This is a genomic window from uncultured Shimia sp. (assembly GCF_913054185.1).
GTDB lineage: Bacteria > Pseudomonadota > Alphaproteobacteria > Rhodobacterales > Rhodobacteraceae > Shimia.
Genome location: NZ_CAJXIV010000009.1, coordinates 39050 through 61065, shown reverse-complemented (window position 1 = coordinate 61065; position 22016 = coordinate 39050). Strand labels below are relative to the sequence as shown.

The following is a 22016-nucleotide window of genomic DNA, read 5'->3' as shown; positions in this document are numbered from 1 at the left end:
AGACATGGCGACAAAAGTCATTAAGAACGGCACCGTGGTGACCGCAGATCTGACCTATGAGGCGGATGTGCTGATTGAAAACGGTCAGATCATTGAAATTGGCAAGGGTCTCAAAGGCGACGAGACGCTGGACGCAACCGGTTGTTACGTGATGCCGGGTGGAATTGACCCACACGTGCACCTTGAGATGCCGTTTATGGGCACCTATTCAACCGATGATTTTGAGAGTGGCACGCGGGCTGGGCTGGCGGGTGGCACCACGATGGTGGTGGATTTCTGTCTGCCAAACCAAGGCGAGAGCCTGCTGGATGCGATCAAACGCTGGGACAATAAATCGACCCGCGCAAACTGTGACTACTCCTTCCACATGGCGGTGACCTGGTGGGGGGAGCAGGTTTTCAACGACATGAAAACCGTGATCGAGCAGCGCGGGATCAACACGTTTAAACACTTCCTCGCCTACAAAGGCGCGCTGATGGTGAATGACGATGAGCTGTTTGCTTCGTTCAACCGTCTCAGCGAGCTGGGCGGGATTGCCATGGTTCATGCCGAGAACGGTGATGTGGTCGCAGAAATGACCGCAAAGCTGCTGGCGGAGGGCAACACCGGGCCGGAGGCGCATGCCTACTCGCGGCCCAGCCAGGTTGAGGGCGAAGCCACCAACCGTGCGATCATGATTGCCGATATGGCGGGTGTGCCGCTCTATGTGGTGCACACCTCCTGTGAAGAGGCGCATGAAGCCATTCGCCGTGCGCGTATGCAGGGCAAGCGCGTGTGGGGTGAGCCGCTGATCCAGCATCTGACGTTGGATGAGAGCGAGTATTTCAACCCGGATTGGGACCATGCCGCACGGCGCGTGATGTCACCTCCATTCCGCAATCTGAAACATCAGGACAGCCTCTGGGCCGGTCTGCAATCTGGCTCTTTGAGCGTGGTGGCAACCGATCACTGTGCCTTTACCACAGAACAGAAGCGTAATGGTCTCAATGACTTCTCGCTCATTCCAAACGGTACCGGTGGGCTTGAGGATCGTATGCCGATGTTGTGGACACACGGTGTGGCAACGGGGCGTTTGACGCCCAATGAATTTGTGGCCGTGACCTCGACCAACATCGCCAAAATCCTGAACTGTTACCCAAAAAAGGGCGCGGTTCTGGTAGGCGCGGATGCTGATCTTGTGGTCTGGGATCCGGAGAAGTCCAAAACTATTTCGGCCAGCTCGCAGCAATCGGCGATCGACTACAACGTGTTTGAAGGCAAAGAGGTCAAAGGCCTGCCGCGCTTCACGCTCACCCGTGGACAGGTGGCGGTGCATGACGGTGAAATCCGCACGCAGGAAGGCCACGGCAAGTTTGTCGAGCGCGAAGCCAACGCATCGGTGAACAAGGCGTTGTCGACTTGGAAAGAGCTGACCTCGCCGCAGCCGGTGAAGCGGTCCGGTATTCCGGCGACCGGCGTTTAAGACAGACAGAATGGTGGAACCCGGGATCAACTCGGGACCACCCAAAAACGAACTCCGCGCAGGGCGGTGAAACGAGAGCCAAGATGAACGACACAGTCATTTCAGCCACGAACCTGAGCCTGACGTTTGAGACAAACGACGGGCCGGTTCATGCGCTCAAGGATGTAGACCTTGATATCAACAGAGGGGATTTTGTTTCCTTCATTGGGCCGTCGGGCTGTGGCAAGACCACATTCCTGCGCTGCATGGCCGATTTGGAACAGCCCACTGCAGGGGAGATCACCGTCAATGGGGTAAGCGCGGCTGAGGCGCGGAAATCCCGCGCTTATGGATATGTATTTCAGCATGCCGGGCTATATCCATGGCGCACTATTGGCGGCAATATTCGCTTGCCGCTTGAGGTAATGGGGATCAGCAAAGCGGAGCAGGACAAGTCCGTGCAAGAGGTGCTGGAGCTGGTGCATCTTGAGGGATTTGAGAATAAGTTTCCCTGGCAGCTTTCAGGGGGGATGCAGCAACGGGCGTCTATTGCGCGGGCGCTAGCGTTTCAGGCCGATATCTTGTTGATGGATGAGCCGTTTGGCGCGCTGGACGAGATTGTGCGTGACCACCTGAATGAACAGCTTCTGGACCTTTGGGGGCGAACCAACAAAACCATTGGCTTTGTGACCCACTCGATCCCTGAGGCGGTCTATCTGAGCACCAAAATTGTGGTGATGAGCCCACGTCCGGGGCGGATCACAGATGTAATCGAAAGCACGTTGCCAAAAGAACGTCCTCTGGACATTCGTGACAGCCCCGAATTTATCGAGATTGCGCATCGGGTGCGCGACGGTCTGCGTGCGGGGCATGGCGATGACTGACGTTGTCGTAAGACGGGCAGTGGAGGCGGATGTGCCAGCGATGGCGCAGATCGTCAGTGACTGGGAGGCGGCCACGGAGTGGATGGACTCTCCCTACAGTGTCGATGAGATTGCAGCCCTTATTCGCGACGCTCTTCTGGATCGGGAGATCTGGGTCGCTGGCAGCCCAATTGAAGGCTATTTGTCGTTTGACCCCAATGTGTCGCGGGTCGGCGGGCTGTATTGCCGCAGGACAGGCGCCGGAGTGGGTAAGGCTCTGATGGAAAAGGCCAAAGCGGGGCGGGGCTTTGTCTGGCTGCACACGCATGTGCCCAATGAAAAAGCCCAAAAGTTCTACAAGCGTGAGGGCTTCCAAGAGGTCAGTCGCCATGACGGCGATATCCATGAGAGCGTACGCGAAGTGCGGATGGAGTGGCGGGCATGAAAAACATCGGACCGATCCTGACGGTTGTCGCTGCGATTTTTGTATTGTGGTACGCGGGCGCCGTGGCGTTAAATGCATCCTGGGCTTATGATAAAGCCAAACGGGCCAACGTGGAGATCACCTTCTCTGAGATGGTGACCGACACGATGAACCAGAAAAAACCCAAACTCCCCGCGCCACATCAAGTGGGCAAGGAGATTTGGAAAACCACGGGAGAAATGGTCGTCAAAGGGCGCGCGTTCTCCAAGCGTAGCCTGATTTATCACAGCTGGATCACGCTGTCGGCGACGCTTTTGGGATTTGCCATGGGCACGGCACTTGGTGTCTCGCTGTCGGTGGGGATCGTGTACAACCGCACCATGGACATGAGCGTCATGCCCTGGGTGATTGCCAGCCAAACCATTCCGATCCTTGCAATTGCGCCAATGATCATTGTGGTGCTGAATGCGATTGGCATATCTGGTTTGCTGCCCAAGGCAGTGATTTCCATGTACCTCAGTTTCTTCCCCGTGGTCGTGGGCATGGTGAAAGGCTTGCGCAGCCCGGATCATATGATGGTCGATCAGATGAAGACCTGGAGCGCCTCCAAAGGGCAGGAGTTCTGGAAGCTGCGTCTGCCAAGCTCGATGCCGTTCCTATTCCCTTCGCTGAAGGTGGCCATGGCGGCCTCTCTGGTGGGGGCCATTGTCGGCGAGTTGCCAACTGGCGCGGTGGCTGGTTTGGGCGCACGTTTGTTGGCCGGTAGTTATTATGGACAAACGATCCAAATTTGGAGCGCGTTGATCACCGCGGCGGCCCTTGCGGCGGCACTGGTGGCGATCATTGGCGTGATCCAGAAAGTGGTTCTCAAACGGATGGGGATGGCGTGATGGTCTGGATTGTATTTGGAATAGTGACGTGGCTGCTTGGCTGGCGGATAAATTCATATCTGTCACAGCAGCCTAGAACACGGTTCACTGCGCTGGCAGTGCCGGTGATCTTTGGGCTGACCATTGTGATGCTTTGGGAATGCGCGGTGCGTGGGTTTGAAATCAACCCGGTGTTGCTGCCCGCGCCAACAGCCATAGCGGTTACGTTTGCCACGTCAATCCCGACGCTGTGGCAAGACTTTGTACAGACTGTGATCAAAGGCGCGATGTCGGGCTATATCCTAGGCTGCGGCGCAGCCTTCCTGACCGCATTGGTGATTGACCGCTTCCCGTTTTTGCAACGGGGCCTGCTGCCGGTTGGCAACTTTGTGGCGGCGCTGCCGATCATTGGCATGGCCCCCATTATGGTGATGTGGTTTGGCTTTGACTGGCAATCCAAGGCGGCAGTGGTGGTGATCATGGTGTTCTTCCCGATGTTGGTGAACACCGTGGAAGGCCTTCAGGCGACGGATCACATGCAACGTGATTTGATGCGGACTTATGGTTCTAACTACAAACAAACACTGTTTAAGTTGCGCCTGCCTGCGGCAATGCCGTTTGTCTTCAACGGCCTCAAAATCTCGACCACGCTTGCGCTGATTGGCGCGATTGTTGCTGAGTTTTTTGGCAGTCCAATCAAAGGCATGGGCTTTCGTATCTCCACAGAGGTCGGACGGCTTGCACTGGATATGGTTTGGGCGGAGATTGTTGTCGCCGCCCTTGCAGGTTCGCTGTTTTATGGCGGTGTGGCTTTGCTGGAGAAGTCGGTGACCTTCTGGCACCCCTCGCAAAGGAAATCGCGATGACGAAAAGGTAACTTCCTTTTCCTTCCGGGTAGGGGATGTGCAATCCTGTGCCCAGAAGATGCGGAGTTAGGCACAGGCCATTGAATTAATTCATAGCAATCCCAGAGGGTTCTGCTTTGTGACAGGCATCACGGAGATGGTGCATCAATAACAAAAAGCCAAATACCAACAAGGAGAAAGCCAAAATGAAAACGATGATGAAAGCACTGACCGCGGCAGCGCTGGGCGTTGCTGCCAGCGTGGCACAAGCGGCCGACGATGTGACGCTGCAATTGAAGTGGGTCACGCAGGCGCAGTTTGCGGGTTACTACGTGGCGCAGGACAAAGGCTTCTACGGTGAGGAAGACCTGAACGTGACCATCAAGCCAGGCGGTCCAGACATTGCCCCGGCGCAGGTGATTGCCGGGGGTGGTGCCGATGTGGTTCTGGACTGGATGCCATCCGCGCTTGCAAGCCGTGAAAAGGGCTTGGCGTTGGTCAACATTGCACAGCCGTTCAAAGCCTCTGGCATGATGCTGACTTGCCGCAAGGATGCGGGTGTGTCTTCGCCAGAGGATTTCGCAGGCAAGACATTGGGCGTTTGGTTCTTTGGCAACGAGTATCCATTCCTGAGCTGGATGAACAAGCTGGGTCTGGCAACAGACGGCTCTGACGGCGGCGTGACCGTACTGAAGCAGGGTTTCAACGTAGATCCAATTCTGCAGGGTCAGGCGGCCTGTGTATCGACTATGACCTACAACGAATATTGGCAGATCATTGACGCGGGCCTGAGCCCGGATGATCTGGTGGTATTTAAGTATGAAGACCAAGGCGTGGCAACGCTCGAAGACGGCATGTACGTCATGGAAGAAAAGCTCGCTGATCCGGCGTTTGAAGACAAAATGGTACGCTTTGTGCGTGCGTCCATGAAAGGCTGGAAGTGGGCTGAAGAGAACCCAGAAGAAGCGGCGCTGATCGTACTGGACAATGATGCTTCCGGCGCACAGACCGAAGAGCATCAGGTGCGCATGATGAGCGAGATTGCCAAGTTGACCGCGGGCAGCAATGGCGCGCTGGATGTGGCTGACTTTGACCGCACTGTAGACAGCCTGATGTCTGGTGGGTCTGATCCTGTGATCACCAAAAAGCCAGAAGGTGCGTGGACCCACGCAATCACCGACAAGGCCCTGAACTAAGTTCGTTTCAAGCGTGGGGAAAGGCCGGGTTTTGCCCGGCCTTTTTTCTTTGTGTGCAGGCTTTCAATTCTGTCGCTTGCCACATATGTGGATTGCGGAATGTGACGGCGGAGAGTGACCATGAGCGGCAAGAAATTGACCTGTTTTGACTGTGGCCAAGTGAACCGCGTGCCTTATGACAAGCTAAGTTCGGAGCCCAATTGTGGCAGCTGTGGCAAAGGCTTGATGAACGGCAAGGTGGCTGAGGTTGATCTCGCGACGTTTGAGAAGGCGGTGCGCACGGATGATGTGCCGCTGGTGGTGGATTTCTGGGCGCCGTGGTGTGGGCCGTGTCGCCAGATGGCGCCGCAGTATCAAGCGGCGGCACAGGAGGTCAAAGGCACGGTGCGTTTGGTGAAGCTGAACACCGAAGCGCATAAAAACGCGGGCGCGAAATATCGTATTCGTGGTATTCCAACGATGGCGGCTTTCACAAACGGCAAAGAGCGCGCCCGGCAGTCCGGCGCGATGCCCAAATCGGCGATTGTGAAGTGGGTTAAGGCGTCCGTCTGAACGCGTTGAGCAGGTAGCGGGGCAGGCGCGCTAGCACGCGGCGTGACAGTTCTGGATATTCCACTTCACCGGCCAGAAGACGCATATACATCATGCGCACCGTATCAGAGCGGCGGAAGGTGCTGATGAAAGCTTTCTGCCAGCGCGGGGCAAAGATGATGCGGCGCAGATTGCGGGCGATGCGCAGGTTGCGGTGCATGTCCTTGAGCCCGGTTTTGTAGCGCGCCAGAGCGGTGTGCGGTTCCGTGGCCGCGAGCGCGTCACAGGCCGCTTGGGCGGCGATTTGACCGCTTCTCATGGCAAAGGCGATGCCTTCTCCAGTGATCGGGTCCACTAGGCCAGCAGCGTCGCCTGCCAAGAGAATATGAGCGCGGCCCGGCGAGGCGTGAAAGTCGCCAAACGGCAGGTGGTGGCCTTTTATTTTCACGGCTTCAGACGGCAGGCCCAGCGTGCGCATGTAGCGCTGCATGTGGTCTTTCATATCTGGGTTTGGAGTGCGTAGTCCGCCAACGCCAACTGTGGTAGAGCCTTGTTTTGGAAAAGACCAGCCATATCCCCAAGTCGCGGCGGCGAAGTCGATCCGTAAAGGGTGGTCATGGGGGTCTTGCACCGACAGAGGGGCTTCGATTTCGAGACCAAATCCGATGGTTTTTGTGTCGAAAGATTTGCCAAATAGCTGTTTGGCGACAATGGAATTCACCCCATCTGCGCCAATGATGACCGCGGCAGTCAAGGTTGTGCCGTTGCGCAATTTTACCGCTGTTTCAGTGAGTTGGGATATGGCTTGGCCTGAGAAGTCCTCGGCGCCGGCGTCCAAGGCATGGGCAAACATGGCCGCATCCAGATCCAAGCGCATGGTGAGATGCAGGGGCGGGACTTCCTTGAGAACAGCCAGCTCACGGCCGTCATGCCAGAAGGCAATTTCATCGCGAGTGACAGCGTGAGAAAGGTCCACATCCTGACCAAAAATCTCGTGATAATAGGCGCGGCTGCGCTCGGTAAAGAGGCCGCCGCAGAGCTTGCTGCGTGGGAAGGTCGCCTTGTCGATCAGTGCCACAGATCGCCCCTGTTTCGCGGCCCATGTGGCTGCCGCACTGCCGGCAGGGCCTGCGCCAATTACGATGATGTCAAACTGGGTCATGCGCGTGTCCTTCTGGGGCGGGTTTCTACCAGCTTTTCGCGGCGGCGCCAGAGGGTTAGGGTGGGGAAAGTCTAGAAAGGATGCGCGATGAGTGATGAGAGACAGCCAGACGGGGAAGCGACGCTGCGGGTTTTGGCGATGCCGTCAGATGTGAACATCAATGGCGATATCTTTGGCGGCTGGGTGCTGAGCCAGATGGATATTGCCAGCGGGATCATCGCAGCGCAGCGGGCCAAGGGGCGGGTGACCACGGTTGCGGTGGACGCGATGCAGTTCATCAGACCGGTGCAAGTGGGTGATATCCTTTGTGTTTGGGCCTGGGTGGAACGTGTCGGGCGCAGCTCTATGGGCATCAAAATCGAGGCCTGGGCGGTGCGACACCGGCGGGGTGTTTCGGAGAAGGTGACCGAGGCGGTGTTCACCTATGTGGCAATTGATGAGGATGGAAAACCGCGGGCTGTGCCGCAAGAAGATGCGGCCTGGCCGCCGCGCTAAAATGGGCGATTTGCACGTCGGTATAACGTCTGTATCGCGGCTGTTTTGCGGAGGTGCATATTTGGGCGCGCGCAACGGCGGCGCGCGGTGCAGTTTGGTGGGTTTAACCTCTGATCGGCAGGGTGTCCTTCAAGGAGGCGCAGCATGTCTGAGGATCAGAGCGAGGATTGGCCGCCGTTTCAACGGGCCAGCAAAGGCACCAAGACACAGCGCATGGCGCGGGAGGCTTTGGGGCGCAACCTGCTGGCATTGACCGCTGAGACCTGGATCACCGAGGCGTTGCGGGAGGCGGTGCCGGAGGCGTGGCACACGCTGGAGCAGGATCTGGATGTGGCGGAGCCGAAAGAGAAAGTGACGCTGTATCTGGATCGCTCGGTAGCGAAGTTTTACCGCGCCATGGGGCAGGGGTATCAGGCGCGCATCAATCGGTTGCTCGCAACCTGGGCGCAGATGAAGATTGCCGAAGAGGTGCAACTGGACGCGCATTTGGCGGCGCGGTTGCGGGATTAGGGGCGCGGCCCCGTCACAGCGGGCTGTGACTCCCCGAGGTATTTTTAGAAAGAGAAAGCGTTAGGCTTTGTAGAGGCCAAACTCGTCTTGCTCGGCAAAGCGGCCGCGCAGGGCGGTCAGCGTCAGCGCGATGAGGCCAGAGCAGAGCGGGAAGCCGAGCGAGAAGCTCAGGTAGGTGGTGAGGGCGGTCCAGACCGAGGCGTCCTGAAACATCATCTGAATGCCACCAAGCAGGATGCCTGCGATGCTGCCAGCAAAGATGAGGATAAGGGCCATGTCTGCGTCTCCGGTTGATGTCGTTAACCATTACTAAGGTGAAATGGGGCGCAAATGTGGCACGGAAAGGGCTTTGCTGTGGGCGGTGGCTAAAACTTATCTGGCTTTGCGGGGGCGTAGGGACTGGGTGAGGGCGGTGAGCAAGTGGCGGATGGTTTGATCCCCGTGGTTTGGTTCATTCGAAGTTAGGCACAGGGCGTGGGATTTAATTGGTGTTACAGTTGGATAGCGGGGGATGTCAGGGAAAGTGGCGAGCCAATATTGGTTAATCAGCCGTTAACTGGCATTTGGTAGTCTGCAGATATGTCCCGCTACATTCGCCCCAAGGTGCCCGGTGCAACGGTGTTCTTCACCGTCAATCTGGCTGCGCGTGGCGAGGACAGTTTGATAAAGCACATTGATGCGCTGCGAGATGCAGTGCGCAAAACGCTTTCGGAGCGCCGGTTCTATATCGATGCATGGGTGGTGATGCCGGATCATATACATTCGGTTTGGACATTGCCCCCCGGGGACAGTGATTATGCAAGGCGATGGCAGGTGATCAAAGCCCGGTTTTCTCGATCCGTGCCGAAAGGACACCAACGCAGTAGCCATGTTGCACGACGCGAACGCGCTGTGTGGCAGCGGCGGTTTTGGGAGCATCATGTTCGTGATGCAGAGAGCTACCGTGCGGCGATAAGCTATTGCCATTTGAACCCGGTCAAACATGGGTTTGTTCAGAACGCAGAAGAGTGGCCGTATTCGTCGGTGCACAGGGACATTGCGATTGGGCGGTGGATGTAGGGTGTGCATTTGTTGCGCACCGTAGGAGTGTTTGGGGCGGGAGTGGTGCGCAGTGAATGCGCACCCTACGGGGGCCATTATCTGTGAAGGCACTCGTTAAAAACTTCGGATCGGGTTAGTTTTTCCGCGGAGAAAGTGCTGGAGCCACACTTCCACAAACATTCGAGTTTTCTTTCAGTTTTAGGCCAGAGGTTCCTGGAGACGCCAACTTCGAATGGGAAGAATTGTGCTCTGAGCGCGGCTCCCGAGAAATCAAAGGAGTCTTGGTTTACACTGTCTGCTAGTTCTCCGATCAATTCGGAGTAGAGATCTGAATATAGGAGAAACAGCAAAGCATCATAGTCTGCATCCAGGGTCTCTTGTAGAAGGATCTTTGTTCTCATCGCGTCAACCAGATGTAGCCGTTGCACAAGATCCTCAACAGGAAAGGGAACGAAGAATTCTCCGATAAAAGATTCCGAGTAGAGGGACACCCTTTGTTGTTCCGTGACGCCAGGGAGCGCGCAAAACTCCATTGCCAAATCCAACTTTGGATCGCAACTTTTACTGCCTTCGAGGTACTCCCCGCTAAGGAATTGGCGGGTATCTACACATGCATCGGAGCCCTGTTTGGAAAGAGGCAGATCCGATTGTGCAAATGCCAAACCATGGCAAATCAAAAGGACGGCGAAGCCGTATATCGTGTCGGTAAACCTACACAAAAATCTGTTTTGTCTGAACACTTCGATAACCTCACTATTCGCCAATTCACTGATGGCGAGACAAACTTGTTTTCAACAGATACTGGAAATTGTGCTGTAAAAAACAACTTTCGCTCGAGGTTGAATTACTTCACTTGCGCTGGACGGAGTGAAGCAAGGGGGCGGGGCGGACGCGTAAGCCCTCTTTGGGGGCTTTGGGGGGGCTAGCTATTGAGGTGGTGAAATGAAAACACCCGCGCCGGGGCGCGGGTGGATTGTTGTCTCGGTCACGCGACGCTTATGTGGTCTCCTCCGTAGGGTGCGCGGTTGCCGCGCACCGTTTTGTTTGGTCGGGAGGAGTGGTGCGCAGTGAATGCGCACCCCACGTTAGCGGCTGAACTTTTTGTGCTTGAGCCGTTTAGGCTCCAAGGCATCTGCGCCAAGACGGCGCTTTTTGTCTTCTTCGTAGTCTTCAAAGTTGCCTTCGAACCATTCCACATGAGCGTCGCCTTCAAAGGCCAGCATGTGGGTACAGATGCGGTCGAGGAAGAAGCGGTCGTGGGAGATGACCACGGCACAGCCTGCGAAATCCACCAAGGCGTCTTCGAGTGCGCGGAGGGTTTCTACGTCGAGGTCGTTGGTTGGTTCGTCGAGCAGCAAGACGTTGCCGCCTTCTTTCAGCAGACGTGCCATGTGCACGCGGTTGCGTTCCCCGCCGGACAGCAGGTTCAGCGGTTTCTGCTGATCGCCACCTTTGAAGTTGAAGGACGAGCAGTAGGCGCGGGAGTTCACCTGAGCGTCGCCCAGTTCGATGATTTCCGCGCCGCCGGAGATGGCTTCCCAGACAGTGTCTTTGTCGTTCAGGTCATCGCGGGACTGGTCGACGTAGCTGAGCTTCACGGTGTCGCCGTATTCCACGGTGCCTTCGTCCGGCTGTTCCTGACCGGTGAGCATTTTGAAGAGCGTGGATTTACCAGCCCCGTTGGGGCCGATCACGCCCACAATCCCACCCGGAGGCAGAGAGAATTCGAGGTTTTCGATCAGCTGCTTGTCGCCATAGTGCTTGGAGAGTCCGTTGACCTCAATGACTTTGGAGCCCAAACGAGGCCCGTTTGGAATGACGATCTGTGCGCGGCCGACTTTTTCACGCTCTGACTGGTTGGCCATCTCGTTATAGGCGCTGATACGGGCTTTGGATTTGGCCTGACGGGCTTTTTGACCCTGACGCATCCAGTCAAGTTCGCGCTGCAAGGTTTGTTGCTTGGATTTGTCTTCGCGGGCTTCCTGCTCCAGACGTTTGGCTTTTTGCTCCAGCCATGCGGAGTAGTTGCCCTCATATGGGATGCCCTTGCCGCGGTCGAGCTCGAGAATCCAGCTGGTGATGTCGTCGAGGAAGTAACGGTCGTGGGTGACGCAGAGGATGGTGCCTTTGTAGTCGATCAGGTGCTGTTGCAGCCAGGCGATGGTTTCCGCATCGAGGTGGTTGGTCGGTTCATCGAGCAGCAGCATTTCTGGCGCTTCGAGCAGCAATTTGCACAGCGCCACGCGGCGGGCTTCCCCGCCGGAGAGGTCTTGAATGCGGGCGTCATCTGGCGGGCAGCGCAGAGCTTCCATGGAGATGTCGACCTGGCTGTCGAGATCCCAGAGGTTCTGGGCATCGATGTCGTCTTGCAGGGCGGCCATTTCGTCAGCGGTTTCGTCGCTGTAGTTCATCGCCAGTTCGTTGTAGCGGTCCAGAATGGCCTTTTTTGCAGCCACGCCGAGCATGACGTTTTCGCGCACGGACAGGCTTTCGTCGAGCTTTGGCTCCTGAGGCAGGTAGCCGACGCGGGCGCCCTCAGCAGACCAGGCCTCGCCGGTGAAGTCTTTGTCCAGACCGGCCATGATCTTCATCAGGGTGGATTTACCGGCGCCGTTGACACCAACCACACCAATTTTCACGCCCGGAAGGAAGGACAGGTGGATGTTTTCGAAACACTTTTTACCGCCGGGATAGGTCTTGGACACACCCTGCATGTGATAGACGTACTGATAAGCTGCCATGGGAGTCGACTCCGAAGAAAAATGCTGTTTCAGCGGGTCTAGCCAAGCGCGGGCAAAAGGGCAATGATCCGCGCGATTATGAAGAAGGAATTTGCCATGCGATGGTTGGCGGTTGTTGGAATGTTGTGGGCCACTCAGGGGGCGGCGCAAGTGACCAATTATGAGGCGGATGGCAATCTGGAGAGCACTTATGATGTGGGATGTGTCGCGTTGAGCGAGCTGTCCAACGCCTATTCACCGGCGGATTTGGCTGGTGGGGTGATCCGCTGTTTTAAAGATGGTCAGGACGACCGTGCCTTTGAAATGATTGTGACCATGCAGCTGCGTACGGCGTTTGACACTTTGCGGGTGGAGGACACCACCGCACATCAGGCTGGGCAGGTGATGATGTTGGAAATTCAGTATGCGGCAGGTGAGGCCTTTGGGCCGCGCATGCAAGACGCTGCGGCGCAATTTGGCGATAGCGGCAGTCCGAGGCATTCAGCGTTGTGTGCGCAGATGGCGGAGTTCGGGCCGCCGAGCCACTCGCCGCGCTATATGGTGCAACATGGGATGACGGCGTTTACCGGACGCGAAGGCGACGGGCTGTTGGATGACTTTGATCCCGTCGAAAGCTGGGAGATGTTGTTGGAAGAGTATCTGCAGTGCGAGGCCTGACAGGGCGCAATAAAGCTGTTTTCTTCCCATGACTTGAGATAGGTCATGTCGCAGCGGTCGTCGGAGGGCGATATAGCCAAAAGTTGCCCTCGATTTTCTGAAAGACCGTTTGCGTTGAAATGTAGAGTCCCGATAAACCTCATTGTGTTGCTGTTTGCGGCGCTGAGTTTTGCGACGTTTTCAACCGCACATGTCACCCGAGTAATTGCAGAGCCCTTGGCTGAAGTCGCTGGGCTATTTGGTGCGGGCGACATCTGCGGCGATATGGGCAGCGACGCCGGGCAAGAATGCCCAAGCTGTGTTGTTGCGTCGACCGCTCTGTTTGCACAATCGCATCACCTGTCGCGCGCTGCGTTTTTCCATAAAGAGAAGTTTCAGTGGCTGTCTCAGGCATGGTCCGGGCGGGTGTCCAACGCGGTCTATCTTGCAAGAGCACCGCCCTCGTTTTCCTGACCTCTCACCGAGGGTGCGCCCTCACGTCAAAGATATCAGGAAAATGAACATGAAAATCTCGCACTTTGTATCCGCCTGCGTGTTCGCAGCGGCAGCCGGAACCGTGGCCAATGCACATGCCACACTGGAAGTTAAAGAAGCAGAGGTCGGCAGCTACTATAAAGCTGTTGTCCGCGTTGGGCATGGGTGCGATGGCTCGGCCACCAAATCCATGCGGGTTCAGATCCCCGAAGGTGTGCTGTCGGTGAAGCCAATGCCCAAGCCCGGCTGGACGCTGGAAACCGTGAACGGCGCGTATGAAAACAGCTATGATCTGCATGGGCGGACCATGACAGAAGGCGTCAAAGAAGTGGTTTGGACCGGTGAATTGGCGGCTCCTCACTTTGACGAATTTGTCTTTATGGCGAAGCTTGATAAGTCACTTCCAGCTGGCGAAATGCTGTTCTTCCCAACGGTGCAGTCCTGTTTCGAGGGCGAAAACCCATGGGTGGAAATCCCGGCCAAAGGTCAGGATCCGCATGAGCTCAAAAAGCCAGCCCCTGGGTTGATGCTGACCGCACCCAACGCGCACTCGCACTAAACCCACAAATTGAAATTGAAGATGGGCGGCCAAGATCGGGCCGCCCTTTTTGTTGGGGGTGGCGCTTTGATGTTGACTTCCTGGCTGCTCAAAGCTCTTTAGCCAGCGTGCCTTACGGATTGCCATATGTTGCGCGCGGCCAGAAAATTGGGCTGCTTGGGGGATCGTTTGATCCGCCACACACAGGTCATGTGCATATCACCAAAGAGGCGCTTAAGCGGTTTGGGCTCGATCAGGTCTGGTGGCTGGTCAGCCCGGGCAATCCGCTTAAGGATCGTGGACCAGCGAAGCTGGAACAACGCATGACAGCGGCGCGTGACATTATGGATCATCCGCGGGTGCATATCTCTGATTTTGAGAGCCACGTGGGCACGCGGTATACCGCAGAAACCATTGCGGTGTTGCAGGACAAATGCCCGCAGGCGCGGTTTGTCTGGCTGATGGGCGCCGATAATCTGGCGCAGTTTCACCGATGGCGAGACTGGCAGGACATTATGGCGCGGGTGCCGGTGGGCGTGTTGGCGCGCCCCGGTGACCGGATTGAGGCGCGCACAGCCAAGGCAGCGCAGGTGTTTCGCAAAGCCCGATTGCACCCGCGCAATAGTCGCCAGTTGAGTCGCGCAATTGCGCCTGCCTGGGCCTTTGCCAATGTGCCAATGCAGGCCATCAGCTCCACAGAACTGAGAAAAAACGGCGCTTGGCCAAAGGGTTAAAGTGTTTCATTTTTATAAGTGAAATCCGGCCGCAGCCTGTAAGCCTCTATTAACTCAGCAGTTCTAGTTTGACCGAGGAACTAAAGGCGTCTGTGCGTCTTTTGGACAAGCGGAACTGCGGTTTCCCCAACAAGACACACAGAAGCACACAGTGTTTACGGGTTTTCATTTGGCCAATTGGGCCAAGTGGGAGGTGAGGATTTGGGCCTGTCAAATTGACACGCCGTGATCGCGTAACAGATTGAAACTGCGCCGAGAAAATGGCGCCTAATCAGGCCCCGCCGCAGGATGTTGGGGTGGTCTGGCCGGAGCGAATAATGACTGGTGAAAAGAAGCGGTCCTTTGGGCTGTCGATCATGGGGCGGCTGTTGCTGCCGATCGTGGCCTGTATTTTGGTGTCCTTCATTGCGACCACTGTGTTTTGGGTGAGCAAGCAGAGCAACACGCTGATCAAAGCGTTTGAAAGCGAACTGGCGCTGTCGCAGACTTTTGTGGCGCCACCCGTAGCGGCAGCGGTTTGGGATTTTAACACCGATGGGGCCGCCGGTGCCATTGCCGGTGTGACCCAGATGGAAAATGCCTTGTTTGCCAAGGTGTTTGTCGACGATGAGCTGTTTGCGAAAGTGGCCGTAGACGGTGCGGATCAAACCGGTTGGGAAGAGGGCGTGGCCGAGATTTTGGCCATGGACGAAGCCGAAGCGCGGTTTGAATCCAACCATGTGGCTTATGTGAAATTCCCGATCCTGCACACTGATGGCACCGTTGTGGCCGAAATGGTGATGGGATTTTATGACGGCGTGATCGCTGCGGTGGTGAACAAGCTTTACATGCAATCGTTGATTGCTGTGGCTGTGATTTGCTTGGTGATGTCGGCGATTGTGTATTTCTCAGCGGCCGGTGTGACCCGACCGTTGGCGCGGATTGTCGCGCGGATCACCGCGTTGCGTGATGGGGATACGGCAAGTGAGGTGCTATCGACCGATCGCAAAGATGAACTGGGCCGGCTGGCGCGGGCCGTGCGCGAATTTGTGGAAACCATCAAAGCCAACAAAACCATGGAAGAGCAAGCTCACGCCTCGGCGCGGGAGCAATCCGAAGTGGTTAGTGAACTGGCAGATGGGTTGAACCATCTGGCACAGGGGCAGTTGAGCCATCGCATCACCACCGCGTTCAGCAGCGACTATGAAATGTTGCGGGCGGATTTCAACAAGACCGCGGAAGCGTTGGACGATGTGATTGGCCGTGTGTTGGGCACCATTTCGCAGATCGAAGACGAGACTGGCGAAATGGCAGAAGGCACGCAGAACCTGGCCAAACGTACGGAAGCACAGGCCGCAACGCTGGAAGAGACCGCAGCGGCGATTGGCTCGATCACTGATGGCGTGCAATCGGCGTCTGATCAGACCAAATCTGTTGAGAACACGGTGGATGCCACCAAATCAGAAGCGATGCGGGGTGGCGAGATTGTGAAATCCGCGGTGGACGCCATGCAGGACATCAAAGACAGCGCCGGAAAGATCAGCGAAATCAACCGGGTGATTGAAGATATCTCGTTCCAGACCAACTTGTTGGCACTGAATGCCGGGGTTGAGGCCGCGCGGGCTGGGGACAGCGGACGTGGGTTTGCTGTGGTCGCTTCAGAGGTGCGCTCGCTGGCGCTGCGCTCTGCAACCAGTGCGCATGAGATCAAAGAATTGATTGATACCTCGTCTGATCAAGTGGACGTTGGCGTCGATCTGGTGGACCAGGCGGGCAAAGCCATTGAAGGCATCATCACCAAAATTCAGGAGGTGAGCCGGCTGGCGGTGCAGATTGCGAACAGCTCGCGCGATCAGGCGACCGCGATCACCGAGATCAATTCTGGCGTGATGGATCTGGACCGGGTGACGCAACAGAACGCCAGCTTGGTGGATCGCTCCAGTGCGCAGGGGCGAGCGCTGCAGGAAGCCGCCAGTGAGTTGGCGGAGCTGGTTGGCAGCTTCCGTCCGTCTTCGGTGGGTGGGGCAAGCTCGGATGCTTATGACGAGGACTTCCGCCAGACCGCCTAACCAATGGGCATACAAGTTTGAAAGGCCGGTGCGCAGAGAATGTGTGCCGGCCTTTTTGTGTGGTGCGGTCCGCCTAAACTCTTGCCGAATTCACCTCCGTTTTACCGAATCCCACCAGCATGAATGCGTGGCGAGTGGTGCCAGAGAGAGGATTTCTTATGCAAAAACGCGCGATGATGTTTGTGGTTCTGACGGTTATGGCGGTGTCGACAATGGCTGCGACGGGCTCCGCCGAAAGAGGATTTGCGACTGTGGCACCCTTTGGGTTTTTCACGGATTATTAAACCGCAATGGCTGGGTCACGGTGTGGACTGTGCGGCGGTGTGTGTTGTTTGCAAGCTTGAAGTAAGCGTGACAAGTGGGGCGAACTGCATGTGGCCGACATAAGCCTGTGCGGAGGTTCCATCTGCGGCCACGCCAGCCCAAGAGGCGACGCTTTTGTCCACTGCCCATAGATTGGCAAACAAATAACCTGGTTCCTTTGGCAGTGGGGACTCTGCCTCGGTCACTTCGAAAATCATGGTGTCTTCGACAAACCACCGCAAGCGATCCGGATGCCATTCAAAGGCGTAACGGCGTGGGTGATCAGCGGCGTCAAACCCTAGGGGGATTTTACGGCTCCTGAGGTGGCCGTCCACAAACCAGGCAACCTGAACCTGGGTGGTATCTTGTCCGAGAAACTCTATGTCGATTTCATCATGCCGGGTGCCATAGTGCGGGCCGGTATAGGTGAAAAAACCGGTAACTATGCCGTCCCCGCGCGCCGGGTGCAGAACTGCCTCGTAGCGGCCATAGTGACTTGGCGTTTCACGCCGGATTGAAGCCCCCAGAAAGCGGTTTTCTGCGGAGGTCTGCGGCGTCACAGACAGATGCAGCCCTTGATCAAATCGCAGATTTTTGCGGCTCCAGTCGGTGTCAAATGCCGGGTGGATGAAGGTGTAATGTGCAACATGCCAACCGGCCTCAGGTGGCTGCGCAAACTGTTCGCTAAATCCGTTGATTGGATCAGCCAGCGCTGGGTTGGCCGCCGCTAAAGCCACAGCCAAGCCAAGACGCAATCTGCGCCAGCTTTCGAGTATCCCACGCATCAGGCCCCCACCCGATTAAGGTTAATGGACTATTTCCACACCTTTGAAATCATCAGGCAGGGCTGGAGGGCAAGAAAAAACGCGCGCGTTGGTTAATGCGCGTCGTGGTTAATGAATACGGCGGATTTGCCGTTATAAGCCGTTTGCCGCGTTAAGGGCAGGTCTTGGCCTGAATTTCCACGCGGCGGTTATGTACGGACGTGCTTTCCAAACCGGACAAAGGCCGTGCTTCGCCTGCGGAGCCAACGGTGCGGATGCGCGAAGGGTCTTTCAGCCCGTCGCGCAAGGCGGCGGCCACCGTTTCGGCCCGTTTGAGCGCCAGTGCTTTGTTTGCGTCCTCACCACCGCTGCTGTCAGAGTGGCCAATCAGGCGCAGGCAGGCGGATTGCATCACAGACGTGTTCAGCACGGACAGCAACACCGCAAGCTGTACCTGTGCATCGTCATTCAAACTGGTGCCGCCTTGTGGAAAAAAAATGTGGCTTTCCAGCACTTCATTGGACAGGGCCGTTGGAGAAGACGACGGCGATCCGGCGCTGGGCAAACCACATTGCGTGGGTTCCACGCCGTATTGTTCCACGGCACGGGCACAAAGTTCCGTTTCATTCAACGCAGTTGCAGCGCTTGGATCAAAAACGCCGAGCAAAACCAGTATCAGCAGATGGGGGAACCGAAAGACACACATAACAACACTCCTCGCCCCGACAGGGTAAGAACAAACTGTTGCGAAGCGGTTAATGAAACTAGAACAAAATAAAAACAAATGCGCATTTGTTCACTTTTTGTTCAGGTTTGGCAGTGACACTGAATGTGTTGTTTGTTTGGTAAATGGTGAACTGCATGGTTGCAGATGGTCCTGATACGGGGCGGCACACCTGGATCGACGCCTTGCGCCTATTTGCAGGCGTGTCGATGGTTGGGCTGCATGTGACAGCGGATGCTCAAGGGCAGCCGTTCCCGGAGGCGGATCCTGCGGCGCGCTTAGCGCCTATGGTGCTGCGCGCGCTGCTGTATACGGCGCGGACGGAACTGTTTTTGATGATCTCGATAATGTTGCTGTTGATGACGCTTTCCCGGCGCCCCCGCAGTTATGGAACAGTGATGGCTGAGCAGGCACGTCGGCTGTTGATCCCTTTTGTGTTCTGGACCGCGGCTTATGCGTTTTACAACCTGCTGAAGGCCAGGTCATTGGGGTATGAGGCTGAGGTTTTTGCCGCGCTTCAACAGCCAGTCACCTGGGCCGGGTATCTGCTGTTGGGGGATGTGAAGTATCACATGCATTTTATACCAACGCTGTTTGCGCTCTTGCTGTTTTTTCCACTGTTTGAGGTGGCAGAACGCAGGCCAATGATGGGCTTGTTTGTGGTGCCAGCCTTGCTGCTGAAGCAACTGGTAGACCCTCTGCTGTATGCCGCCCTGTGGGACACGGAAATTCTTGGCTATGCGGTGCGCGCCCTCAAGGTGCTGAGTTACCTTGGCTACGGCATGGCGGCAGGTGCGGTTTTGGGGCTGTGGCGCCAAACCACGGCAGTAGAGCGGCAAACCTGGGTTGGGCCAATTGCCCTGACTGCGAGTGTGTTGCTTGTCCTCAAACTGATTGGCACGGTCAAAGTGATCGCAACTGGCCGCTGGGTGTATGACAATCCTTTAGCCTTTTGGGCGGACTATCTGATGCCAGTTGCGCTTTTGATTTTGTGCCTGACCCTGGCCCATAAGGCCTGGCCGGCCGGGCTGTCGCGGCTTTCAAAATATGCGTTTGGGCTCTATCTGTGCCATCCGGTTTTTCTGGATCTTGCAGAAATGGCTTTGGCAGGACGGGATGTCACGCCAAGTCAGTCGGTTGTGTTGGAACTTGCCTGGACGCTTCCCGCAACTGGTTGTTTCGTCTGGACGCTGAGCCACCACAAGTTGACCGCGTGGACAGTGGGATTGGGCTCTCTGCCTGAGTTCCCTTTGCTGCGTCGCCCAGGCAAAGCCTGAACGTGCCCTAAGATCAAGGAGACCCCTATGCTTACCAATTCTGAAGATGTCGGCATGATTTCGATCCTGAAGATCGCTGCGGCACGGCTGACCTCGGCCGACTATGCCACACTGAAGGCTGCAGAAGCCCAATGTGCCGCCCGTGGGCGCTCGGCCATTTTGGTGGATCTTAGCGCGGTGCGCCGGATTGCACGGTCTGGTCTTGCGGCTTTGGTCGAGTTTCAAAGTGAAGCGCCACATCAGATGGCGGTTGGCTTTTTTGGGGCGGGCGAGCGCGTTCAAAAGGAAATCTCAAAGTGCACTTTGTCCAGATTGCTGAGGGTGTTTAAAACCCGCAAAGACGCGCTTGCGGCTCCGGTGTTTCGCGCCCGGCAATTGACCGGCGTTAAGGCTGTGATTTTGGTCGCAGGACAAGGCGCGCGCATGGCGCCGCTTAGCCATGACACCCCCAAACCGCTGCTCGACTTTCTTGGGCGGCCGGTGCTGGACCATGTGCTGCGACACCTGTCGGCGTTTGGGATCAGGGACTTTATCCTTAATCCCGGACACCTAGCCCCTCAGTTCCACGCGCATGTGCGCAGCTCGCCATTGCGCAGTTTCCAATTTTTGAACGAAGGCCAGTGGCACGGTGATCAATGGCAATCCGCTCCGCTTGGGTCGGCCAGCACCCTGCGCCATCTGCAGCGCACCACCCGTGCGTTTGACGAGGATTTCCTGGTGTTTTGCGGCGACGCGGTGACCAATATCGATGTGGCGGCATTGTTGGCGCAGCATCGCGCCAGTGGTGCGGATGTGACAATAGCCGCCCAGCACGTGCCGCCCGCCCAGGTGCAGAAGTATGGCATCATTGACGCAGAGCGCTCTGGACGTATTTGTCGGTTTGCCGAGAAACCAGCGCCCAAAGACGCCCCATCCTGTCTGGCCAGCAGCGGCATTTATGTATTTGCCCCAAGAGTTCTGAAACATGTGTCAGCGCAGTCTGAGCAAGACATCGCGCAACATTTGCTGCCCAGTCTTTTGGCTGCCGGGCGACACTTGCAGGTCTATGACGCTCCGTTCAGTTGGATCGATCTGGGCAACCCAAACGACTATTTCTCCGGCCTGTCTCGCGGGCTGCGCGGGCTTATCCCCGACCTGATGCCAAACGGGCAGCTGATACGGCGGCACGTCTGGGCCGCAGATGGAGCGGACGTCTCGCCGCGCGCGGTGATTGTTGGGCCCGCCTTTATCGGCGCCGATGCGGTGGTGGAAGCTGGCGCAAAGCTGGAGGGACCAGTTGTGCTTGGCGCCGGGGCACGGGCCTGTCGGCGCAGCTTGGTGCGCCGGTCGGTGGTGTGTGCACAAACCCGCATAAATGCGGGCACCTGGGTTGATGACATGATTGTGGCACCTGATTGGGCGCTTGATCATCGGTACATGGACAGCCATGCGCAACCGCACACGCCGCTTGACGGCATTGCGGTTGAGCCTCTTCAGGATGGGGCGCCATTGATGCAGCCTCAACCCGTGGTACGGCAGGCTGGCGGAGGCGCGCGATGAGGCAAATCAGACACCTGCAGCGGCTGACCGAAATGGCTTGGCGGCGAATTTTCCGATGGGTGGGGCAAACTGGACTGACCGGAGCCTGTATCGTTTTTATGAGCCAGCAGGCGCAGGCCGATTCTGTTACCGCAGCTTCTGCACAGGACAGGTTTTGGATTTTGTGGGAGCGGGTTACCTTTGTTGGCACACATTGCCCAGGCGGCGCGCAGTGTCAGGAGCGGCGCAGCTTTTCCAGCCGCCCTTTGGACACCAGCAACACAGGCTTCATCTATCGATTGTTTGGTGTGCGTGATGGCGGAAATCAAGCAGGAGGCCTGCCGCGTGACCATCCCGAAGCGCCGGAAGTTTGCCTGAAAAGTCAGGCTGATTTGAGCCTTGGTTTTGACCCGAAGGCTTTGCCAAGGTCTGAAAAAGGAGAGGTATTACGGGGGGTTAAGAAGCTGCACCTAGACCTGACAACCCTTAAGCCTCCGCCTGGATTTGATGGAACATTTGGGCGCCAGCTGCAAAAAGCCTTTGACGCCAAACTCACGGCTGCAGGCATTCGGATTGTCCCTCAAGATCAGCTTCATCTTGTGCCAGGCCAACCCACCTTGAACCTCTATTTTTCATTCTCCGATCCAAGCGATTTATGCAAATACGAATATTCGGTTTTTGCCAGTTTGTCGCAGGAGGTGCTGTTGACCCGGGATCTACGGATCAAAGTTGCCGCCGGTGTTTGGTCTTACTCCACAGGATCCACGGCAAAGGACCATCAGGGAACAGAGGCGGATGCAATTATGCGTGTTGTGGACATGTTTGTGCGCGATCACCAGCAGGCAAACGCGCGCTGAAGAT

The 22016-nt window shown here is 56.7% G+C and carries 24 protein-coding genes; 19 read left to right on the top strand and 5 right to left on the bottom strand.

Annotated elements, in window-relative coordinates; genetic code table 11:
- Positions 1–4 precede the first annotated feature (4 nt).
- The 7 genes from hydA (at position 5) to trxC (ending at position 6190) form a co-directional block, all read left to right on the top strand.
- Complete coding sequence (gene hydA, locus QZ517_RS03590; RefSeq protein WP_294222219.1) at positions 5–1462, top strand: dihydropyrimidinase; 1458 nt, start codon at positions 5–7, stop codon at positions 1460–1462.
- 83 nt (positions 1463–1545) lie between these two features.
- Positions 1546–2325 (top strand): ABC transporter ATP-binding protein, encoded by a 780-nt coding sequence (locus QZ517_RS03585; protein ID WP_294222214.1) that lies wholly within the window; start codon positions 1546–1548, stop codon positions 2323–2325.
- Positions 2318–2749: a GNAT family N-acetyltransferase gene (locus QZ517_RS03580; RefSeq protein WP_294222211.1), complete on the top strand. Its 432-nt coding sequence runs from the start codon at positions 2318–2320 to the stop codon at positions 2747–2749. Before QZ517_RS03585 ends, QZ517_RS03580 begins: the two co-directional genes overlap by 8 nt.
- Positions 2746–3618 carry an ABC transporter permease gene (locus QZ517_RS03575; protein ID WP_294222209.1) on the top strand — a complete coding sequence of 291 codons (873 nt, stop codon included), beginning with the start codon at positions 2746–2748 and terminating at the stop codon, positions 3616–3618. The genes QZ517_RS03580 and QZ517_RS03575 overlap by 4 nt, the downstream gene beginning before the upstream one ends.
- Complete coding sequence (locus QZ517_RS03570) at positions 3618–4463, top strand: ABC transporter permease (protein WP_294222206.1); 846 nt, start codon at positions 3618–3620, stop codon at positions 4461–4463. Before QZ517_RS03575 ends, QZ517_RS03570 begins: the two co-directional genes overlap by 1 nt.
- A 194-nt stretch (positions 4464–4657) precedes the next feature.
- On the top strand, positions 4658–5638 hold the full coding sequence (locus QZ517_RS03565) for an ABC transporter substrate-binding protein (RefSeq protein ID WP_294222243.1): 981 nt from the start codon (positions 4658–4660) through the stop codon (positions 5636–5638).
- A 120-nt stretch (positions 5639–5758) separates the two neighbouring features.
- Entirely contained in the window at positions 5759–6190 is a 432-nt protein-coding gene (gene trxC / locus QZ517_RS03560; protein ID WP_294222202.1) for a thioredoxin TrxC, read from the top strand.
- Here the strand turns inward: trxC and QZ517_RS03555 are convergent.
- The gene (locus QZ517_RS03555; RefSeq protein ID WP_294222199.1) at positions 6174–7331 is read right to left on the bottom strand and encodes a geranylgeranyl reductase family protein; all 1158 of its coding nucleotides are present in this window, start codon (positions 7329–7331) and stop codon (positions 6174–6176) included. The two genes, trxC and QZ517_RS03555, sit on opposite strands and share 17 nt — an antisense overlap.
- Positions 7332–7418: 87 nt before the next feature.
- On the opposite strand from QZ517_RS03555, the gene QZ517_RS03550 reads away from it, so the two are divergent.
- Positions 7419–7826, top strand: a complete 408-nt coding sequence (locus tag QZ517_RS03550; protein WP_283426925.1) for an acyl-CoA thioesterase — start codon at positions 7419–7421, stop codon at positions 7824–7826.
- A gap of 144 nt (positions 7827–7970) precedes the next feature.
- Positions 7971–8336, top strand: coding sequence for a BrnA antitoxin family protein (locus QZ517_RS03545; RefSeq protein ID WP_294222194.1), 366 nt, complete (start codon positions 7971–7973; stop codon positions 8334–8336).
- 60 nt (positions 8337–8396) lie between these two features.
- On the opposite strand, the gene QZ517_RS03540 is transcribed toward QZ517_RS03545, so the two are convergent.
- A complete protein-coding gene (locus tag QZ517_RS03540) occupies positions 8397–8612 on the bottom strand; it encodes a hypothetical protein (RefSeq protein ID WP_294222191.1) in 216 nt (71 codons plus the stop codon).
- 303 nt (positions 8613–8915) lie between these two features.
- On the opposite strand from QZ517_RS03540, the gene QZ517_RS03535 reads away from it, so the two are divergent.
- Complete coding sequence (locus QZ517_RS03535) at positions 8916–9395, top strand: transposase (protein WP_294222188.1); 480 nt, start codon at positions 8916–8918, stop codon at positions 9393–9395.
- A 1067-nt stretch (positions 9396–10462) separates the two neighbouring features.
- On the opposite strand, the gene ettA is transcribed toward QZ517_RS03535, so the two are convergent.
- The gene (gene ettA / locus QZ517_RS03530) at positions 10463–12118 is read right to left on the bottom strand and encodes an energy-dependent translational throttle protein EttA (protein WP_294222186.1); all 1656 of its coding nucleotides are present in this window, start codon (positions 12116–12118) and stop codon (positions 10463–10465) included.
- A gap of 63 nt (positions 12119–12181) precedes the next feature.
- Here ettA and QZ517_RS03525 point away from each other — a divergent pair, with 63 nt between their 5' ends.
- The 6 genes from QZ517_RS03525 (at position 12182) to QZ517_RS03500 (ending at position 16853) form a co-directional block, all read left to right on the top strand.
- Positions 12182–12775, top strand: coding sequence for a hypothetical protein (locus QZ517_RS03525; RefSeq protein ID WP_294222183.1), 594 nt, complete (start codon positions 12182–12184; stop codon positions 12773–12775).
- Positions 12776–12889: 114 nt separating this feature from the next.
- A complete protein-coding gene (locus QZ517_RS03520) occupies positions 12890–13228 on the top strand; it encodes a hypothetical protein (RefSeq protein WP_294222180.1) in 339 nt (112 codons plus the stop codon).
- Positions 13229–13277: 49 nt separating this feature from the next.
- A complete protein-coding gene (locus tag QZ517_RS03515; RefSeq protein ID WP_294222178.1) occupies positions 13278–13808 on the top strand; it encodes a YcnI family protein in 531 nt (176 codons plus the stop codon).
- A 107-nt stretch (positions 13809–13915) separates the two neighbouring features.
- Entirely contained in the window at positions 13916–14521 is a 606-nt protein-coding gene (locus QZ517_RS03510) for a nicotinate-nucleotide adenylyltransferase (protein ID WP_294222175.1), read from the top strand.
- Between the two features lie 317 nt (positions 14522–14838).
- Complete coding sequence (locus QZ517_RS03505) at positions 14839–16569, top strand: methyl-accepting chemotaxis protein (RefSeq protein ID WP_294222172.1); 1731 nt, start codon at positions 14839–14841, stop codon at positions 16567–16569.
- 158 nt (positions 16570–16727) lie between these two features.
- Entirely contained in the window at positions 16728–16853 is a 126-nt protein-coding gene (locus tag QZ517_RS03500) for a hypothetical protein (RefSeq protein ID WP_294222169.1), read from the top strand.
- A 15-nt stretch (positions 16854–16868) separates the two neighbouring features.
- Here the strand turns inward: QZ517_RS03500 and QZ517_RS03495 are convergent, their stop codons facing one another.
- Entirely contained in the window at positions 16869–17657 is a 789-nt protein-coding gene (locus tag QZ517_RS03495) for a family 16 glycosylhydrolase (RefSeq protein WP_294222166.1), read from the bottom strand.
- Positions 17658–17808: 151 nt separating this feature from the next.
- Positions 17809–18342, bottom strand: coding sequence for an OmpA family protein (locus QZ517_RS03490; RefSeq protein ID WP_294222163.1), 534 nt, complete (start codon positions 18340–18342; stop codon positions 17809–17811).
- A 155-nt stretch (positions 18343–18497) separates the two neighbouring features.
- Between QZ517_RS03490 and QZ517_RS03485 the strand changes: the two genes are divergently transcribed.
- From QZ517_RS03485 to QZ517_RS03475, 3 genes are read left to right on the top strand one after another with little or no spacing between them, the layout of a single operon-like run.
- On the top strand, positions 18498–19637 hold the full coding sequence (locus tag QZ517_RS03485) for an acyltransferase (protein WP_294222160.1): 1140 nt from the start codon (positions 18498–18500) through the stop codon (positions 19635–19637).
- Positions 19638–19664: 27 nt separating this feature from the next.
- Positions 19665–21176 (top strand): sugar phosphate nucleotidyltransferase, encoded by a 1512-nt coding sequence (locus tag QZ517_RS03480; protein ID WP_294222154.1) that lies wholly within the window; start codon positions 19665–19667, stop codon positions 21174–21176.
- Positions 21173–22012, top strand: a complete 840-nt coding sequence (locus QZ517_RS03475) for a hypothetical protein (protein WP_294222151.1) — start codon at positions 21173–21175, stop codon at positions 22010–22012. The genes QZ517_RS03480 and QZ517_RS03475 overlap by 4 nt, the downstream gene beginning before the upstream one ends.
- Positions 22013–22016: the final 4 nt, after the last annotated feature.

Excerpts from the sequence above, each read along its gene's own strand:
- QZ517_RS03585 (WP_294222214.1), top strand. The coding sequence starts at position 1,546 with ATGAACGACACAGTCATTTCAGCCACGAACCTGAGCCTGACGTTTGAG.
- QZ517_RS03575 (WP_294222209.1), top strand. The coding sequence starts at position 2,746 with ATGAAAAACATCGGACCGATCCTGACGGTTGTCGCTGCGATTTTTGTA.
- QZ517_RS03580 (WP_294222211.1), top strand. The coding sequence starts at position 2,318 with ATGACTGACGTTGTCGTAAGACGGGCAGTGGAGGCGGATGTGCCAGCG.
- QZ517_RS03505 (WP_294222172.1), top strand. The coding sequence starts at position 14,839 with ATGACTGGTGAAAAGAAGCGGTCCTTTGGGCTGTCGATCATGGGGCGG.
- QZ517_RS03525 (WP_294222183.1), top strand. The coding sequence starts at position 12,182 with ATGATCCGCGCGATTATGAAGAAGGAATTTGCCATGCGATGGTTGGCG.
- QZ517_RS03515 (WP_294222178.1), top strand. The coding sequence starts at position 13,278 with ATGAAAATCTCGCACTTTGTATCCGCCTGCGTGTTCGCAGCGGCAGCC.
- trxC (WP_294222202.1), top strand. The coding sequence starts at position 5,759 with ATGAGCGGCAAGAAATTGACCTGTTTTGACTGTGGCCAAGTGAACCGC.
- QZ517_RS03490 (WP_294222163.1), bottom strand. The coding sequence starts at position 18,342 with ATGTGTGTCTTTCGGTTCCCCCATCTGCTGATACTGGTTTTGCTCGGC.
- QZ517_RS03570 (WP_294222206.1), top strand. The coding sequence starts at position 3,618 with ATGGTCTGGATTGTATTTGGAATAGTGACGTGGCTGCTTGGCTGGCGG.
- QZ517_RS03555 (WP_294222199.1), bottom strand. The coding sequence starts at position 7,331 with ATGACCCAGTTTGACATCATCGTAATTGGCGCAGGCCCTGCCGGCAGT.
- QZ517_RS03550 (WP_283426925.1), top strand. The coding sequence starts at position 7,419 with ATGAGTGATGAGAGACAGCCAGACGGGGAAGCGACGCTGCGGGTTTTG.
- QZ517_RS03540 (WP_294222191.1), bottom strand. The coding sequence starts at position 8,612 with ATGGCCCTTATCCTCATCTTTGCTGGCAGCATCGCAGGCATCCTGCTT.
- ettA (WP_294222186.1), bottom strand. The coding sequence starts at position 12,118 with ATGGCAGCTTATCAGTACGTCTATCACATGCAGGGTGTGTCCAAGACC.
- QZ517_RS03480 (WP_294222154.1), top strand. The coding sequence starts at position 19,665 with ATGCTTACCAATTCTGAAGATGTCGGCATGATTTCGATCCTGAAGATC.
- hydA (WP_294222219.1), top strand. The coding sequence starts at position 5 with ATGGCGACAAAAGTCATTAAGAACGGCACCGTGGTGACCGCAGATCTG.
- QZ517_RS03500 (WP_294222169.1), top strand. The coding sequence starts at position 16,728 with ATGCAAAAACGCGCGATGATGTTTGTGGTTCTGACGGTTATGGCGGTG.
- QZ517_RS03565 (WP_294222243.1), top strand. The coding sequence starts at position 4,658 with ATGATGAAAGCACTGACCGCGGCAGCGCTGGGCGTTGCTGCCAGCGTG.
- QZ517_RS03475 (WP_294222151.1), top strand. The coding sequence starts at position 21,173 with ATGAGGCAAATCAGACACCTGCAGCGGCTGACCGAAATGGCTTGGCGG.
- QZ517_RS03495 (WP_294222166.1), bottom strand. The coding sequence starts at position 17,657 with ATGCGTGGGATACTCGAAAGCTGGCGCAGATTGCGTCTTGGCTTGGCT.
- QZ517_RS03535 (WP_294222188.1), top strand. The coding sequence starts at position 8,916 with ATGTCCCGCTACATTCGCCCCAAGGTGCCCGGTGCAACGGTGTTCTTC.
- QZ517_RS03485 (WP_294222160.1), top strand. The coding sequence starts at position 18,498 with ATGGTTGCAGATGGTCCTGATACGGGGCGGCACACCTGGATCGACGCC.
- QZ517_RS03545 (WP_294222194.1), top strand. The coding sequence starts at position 7,971 with ATGTCTGAGGATCAGAGCGAGGATTGGCCGCCGTTTCAACGGGCCAGC.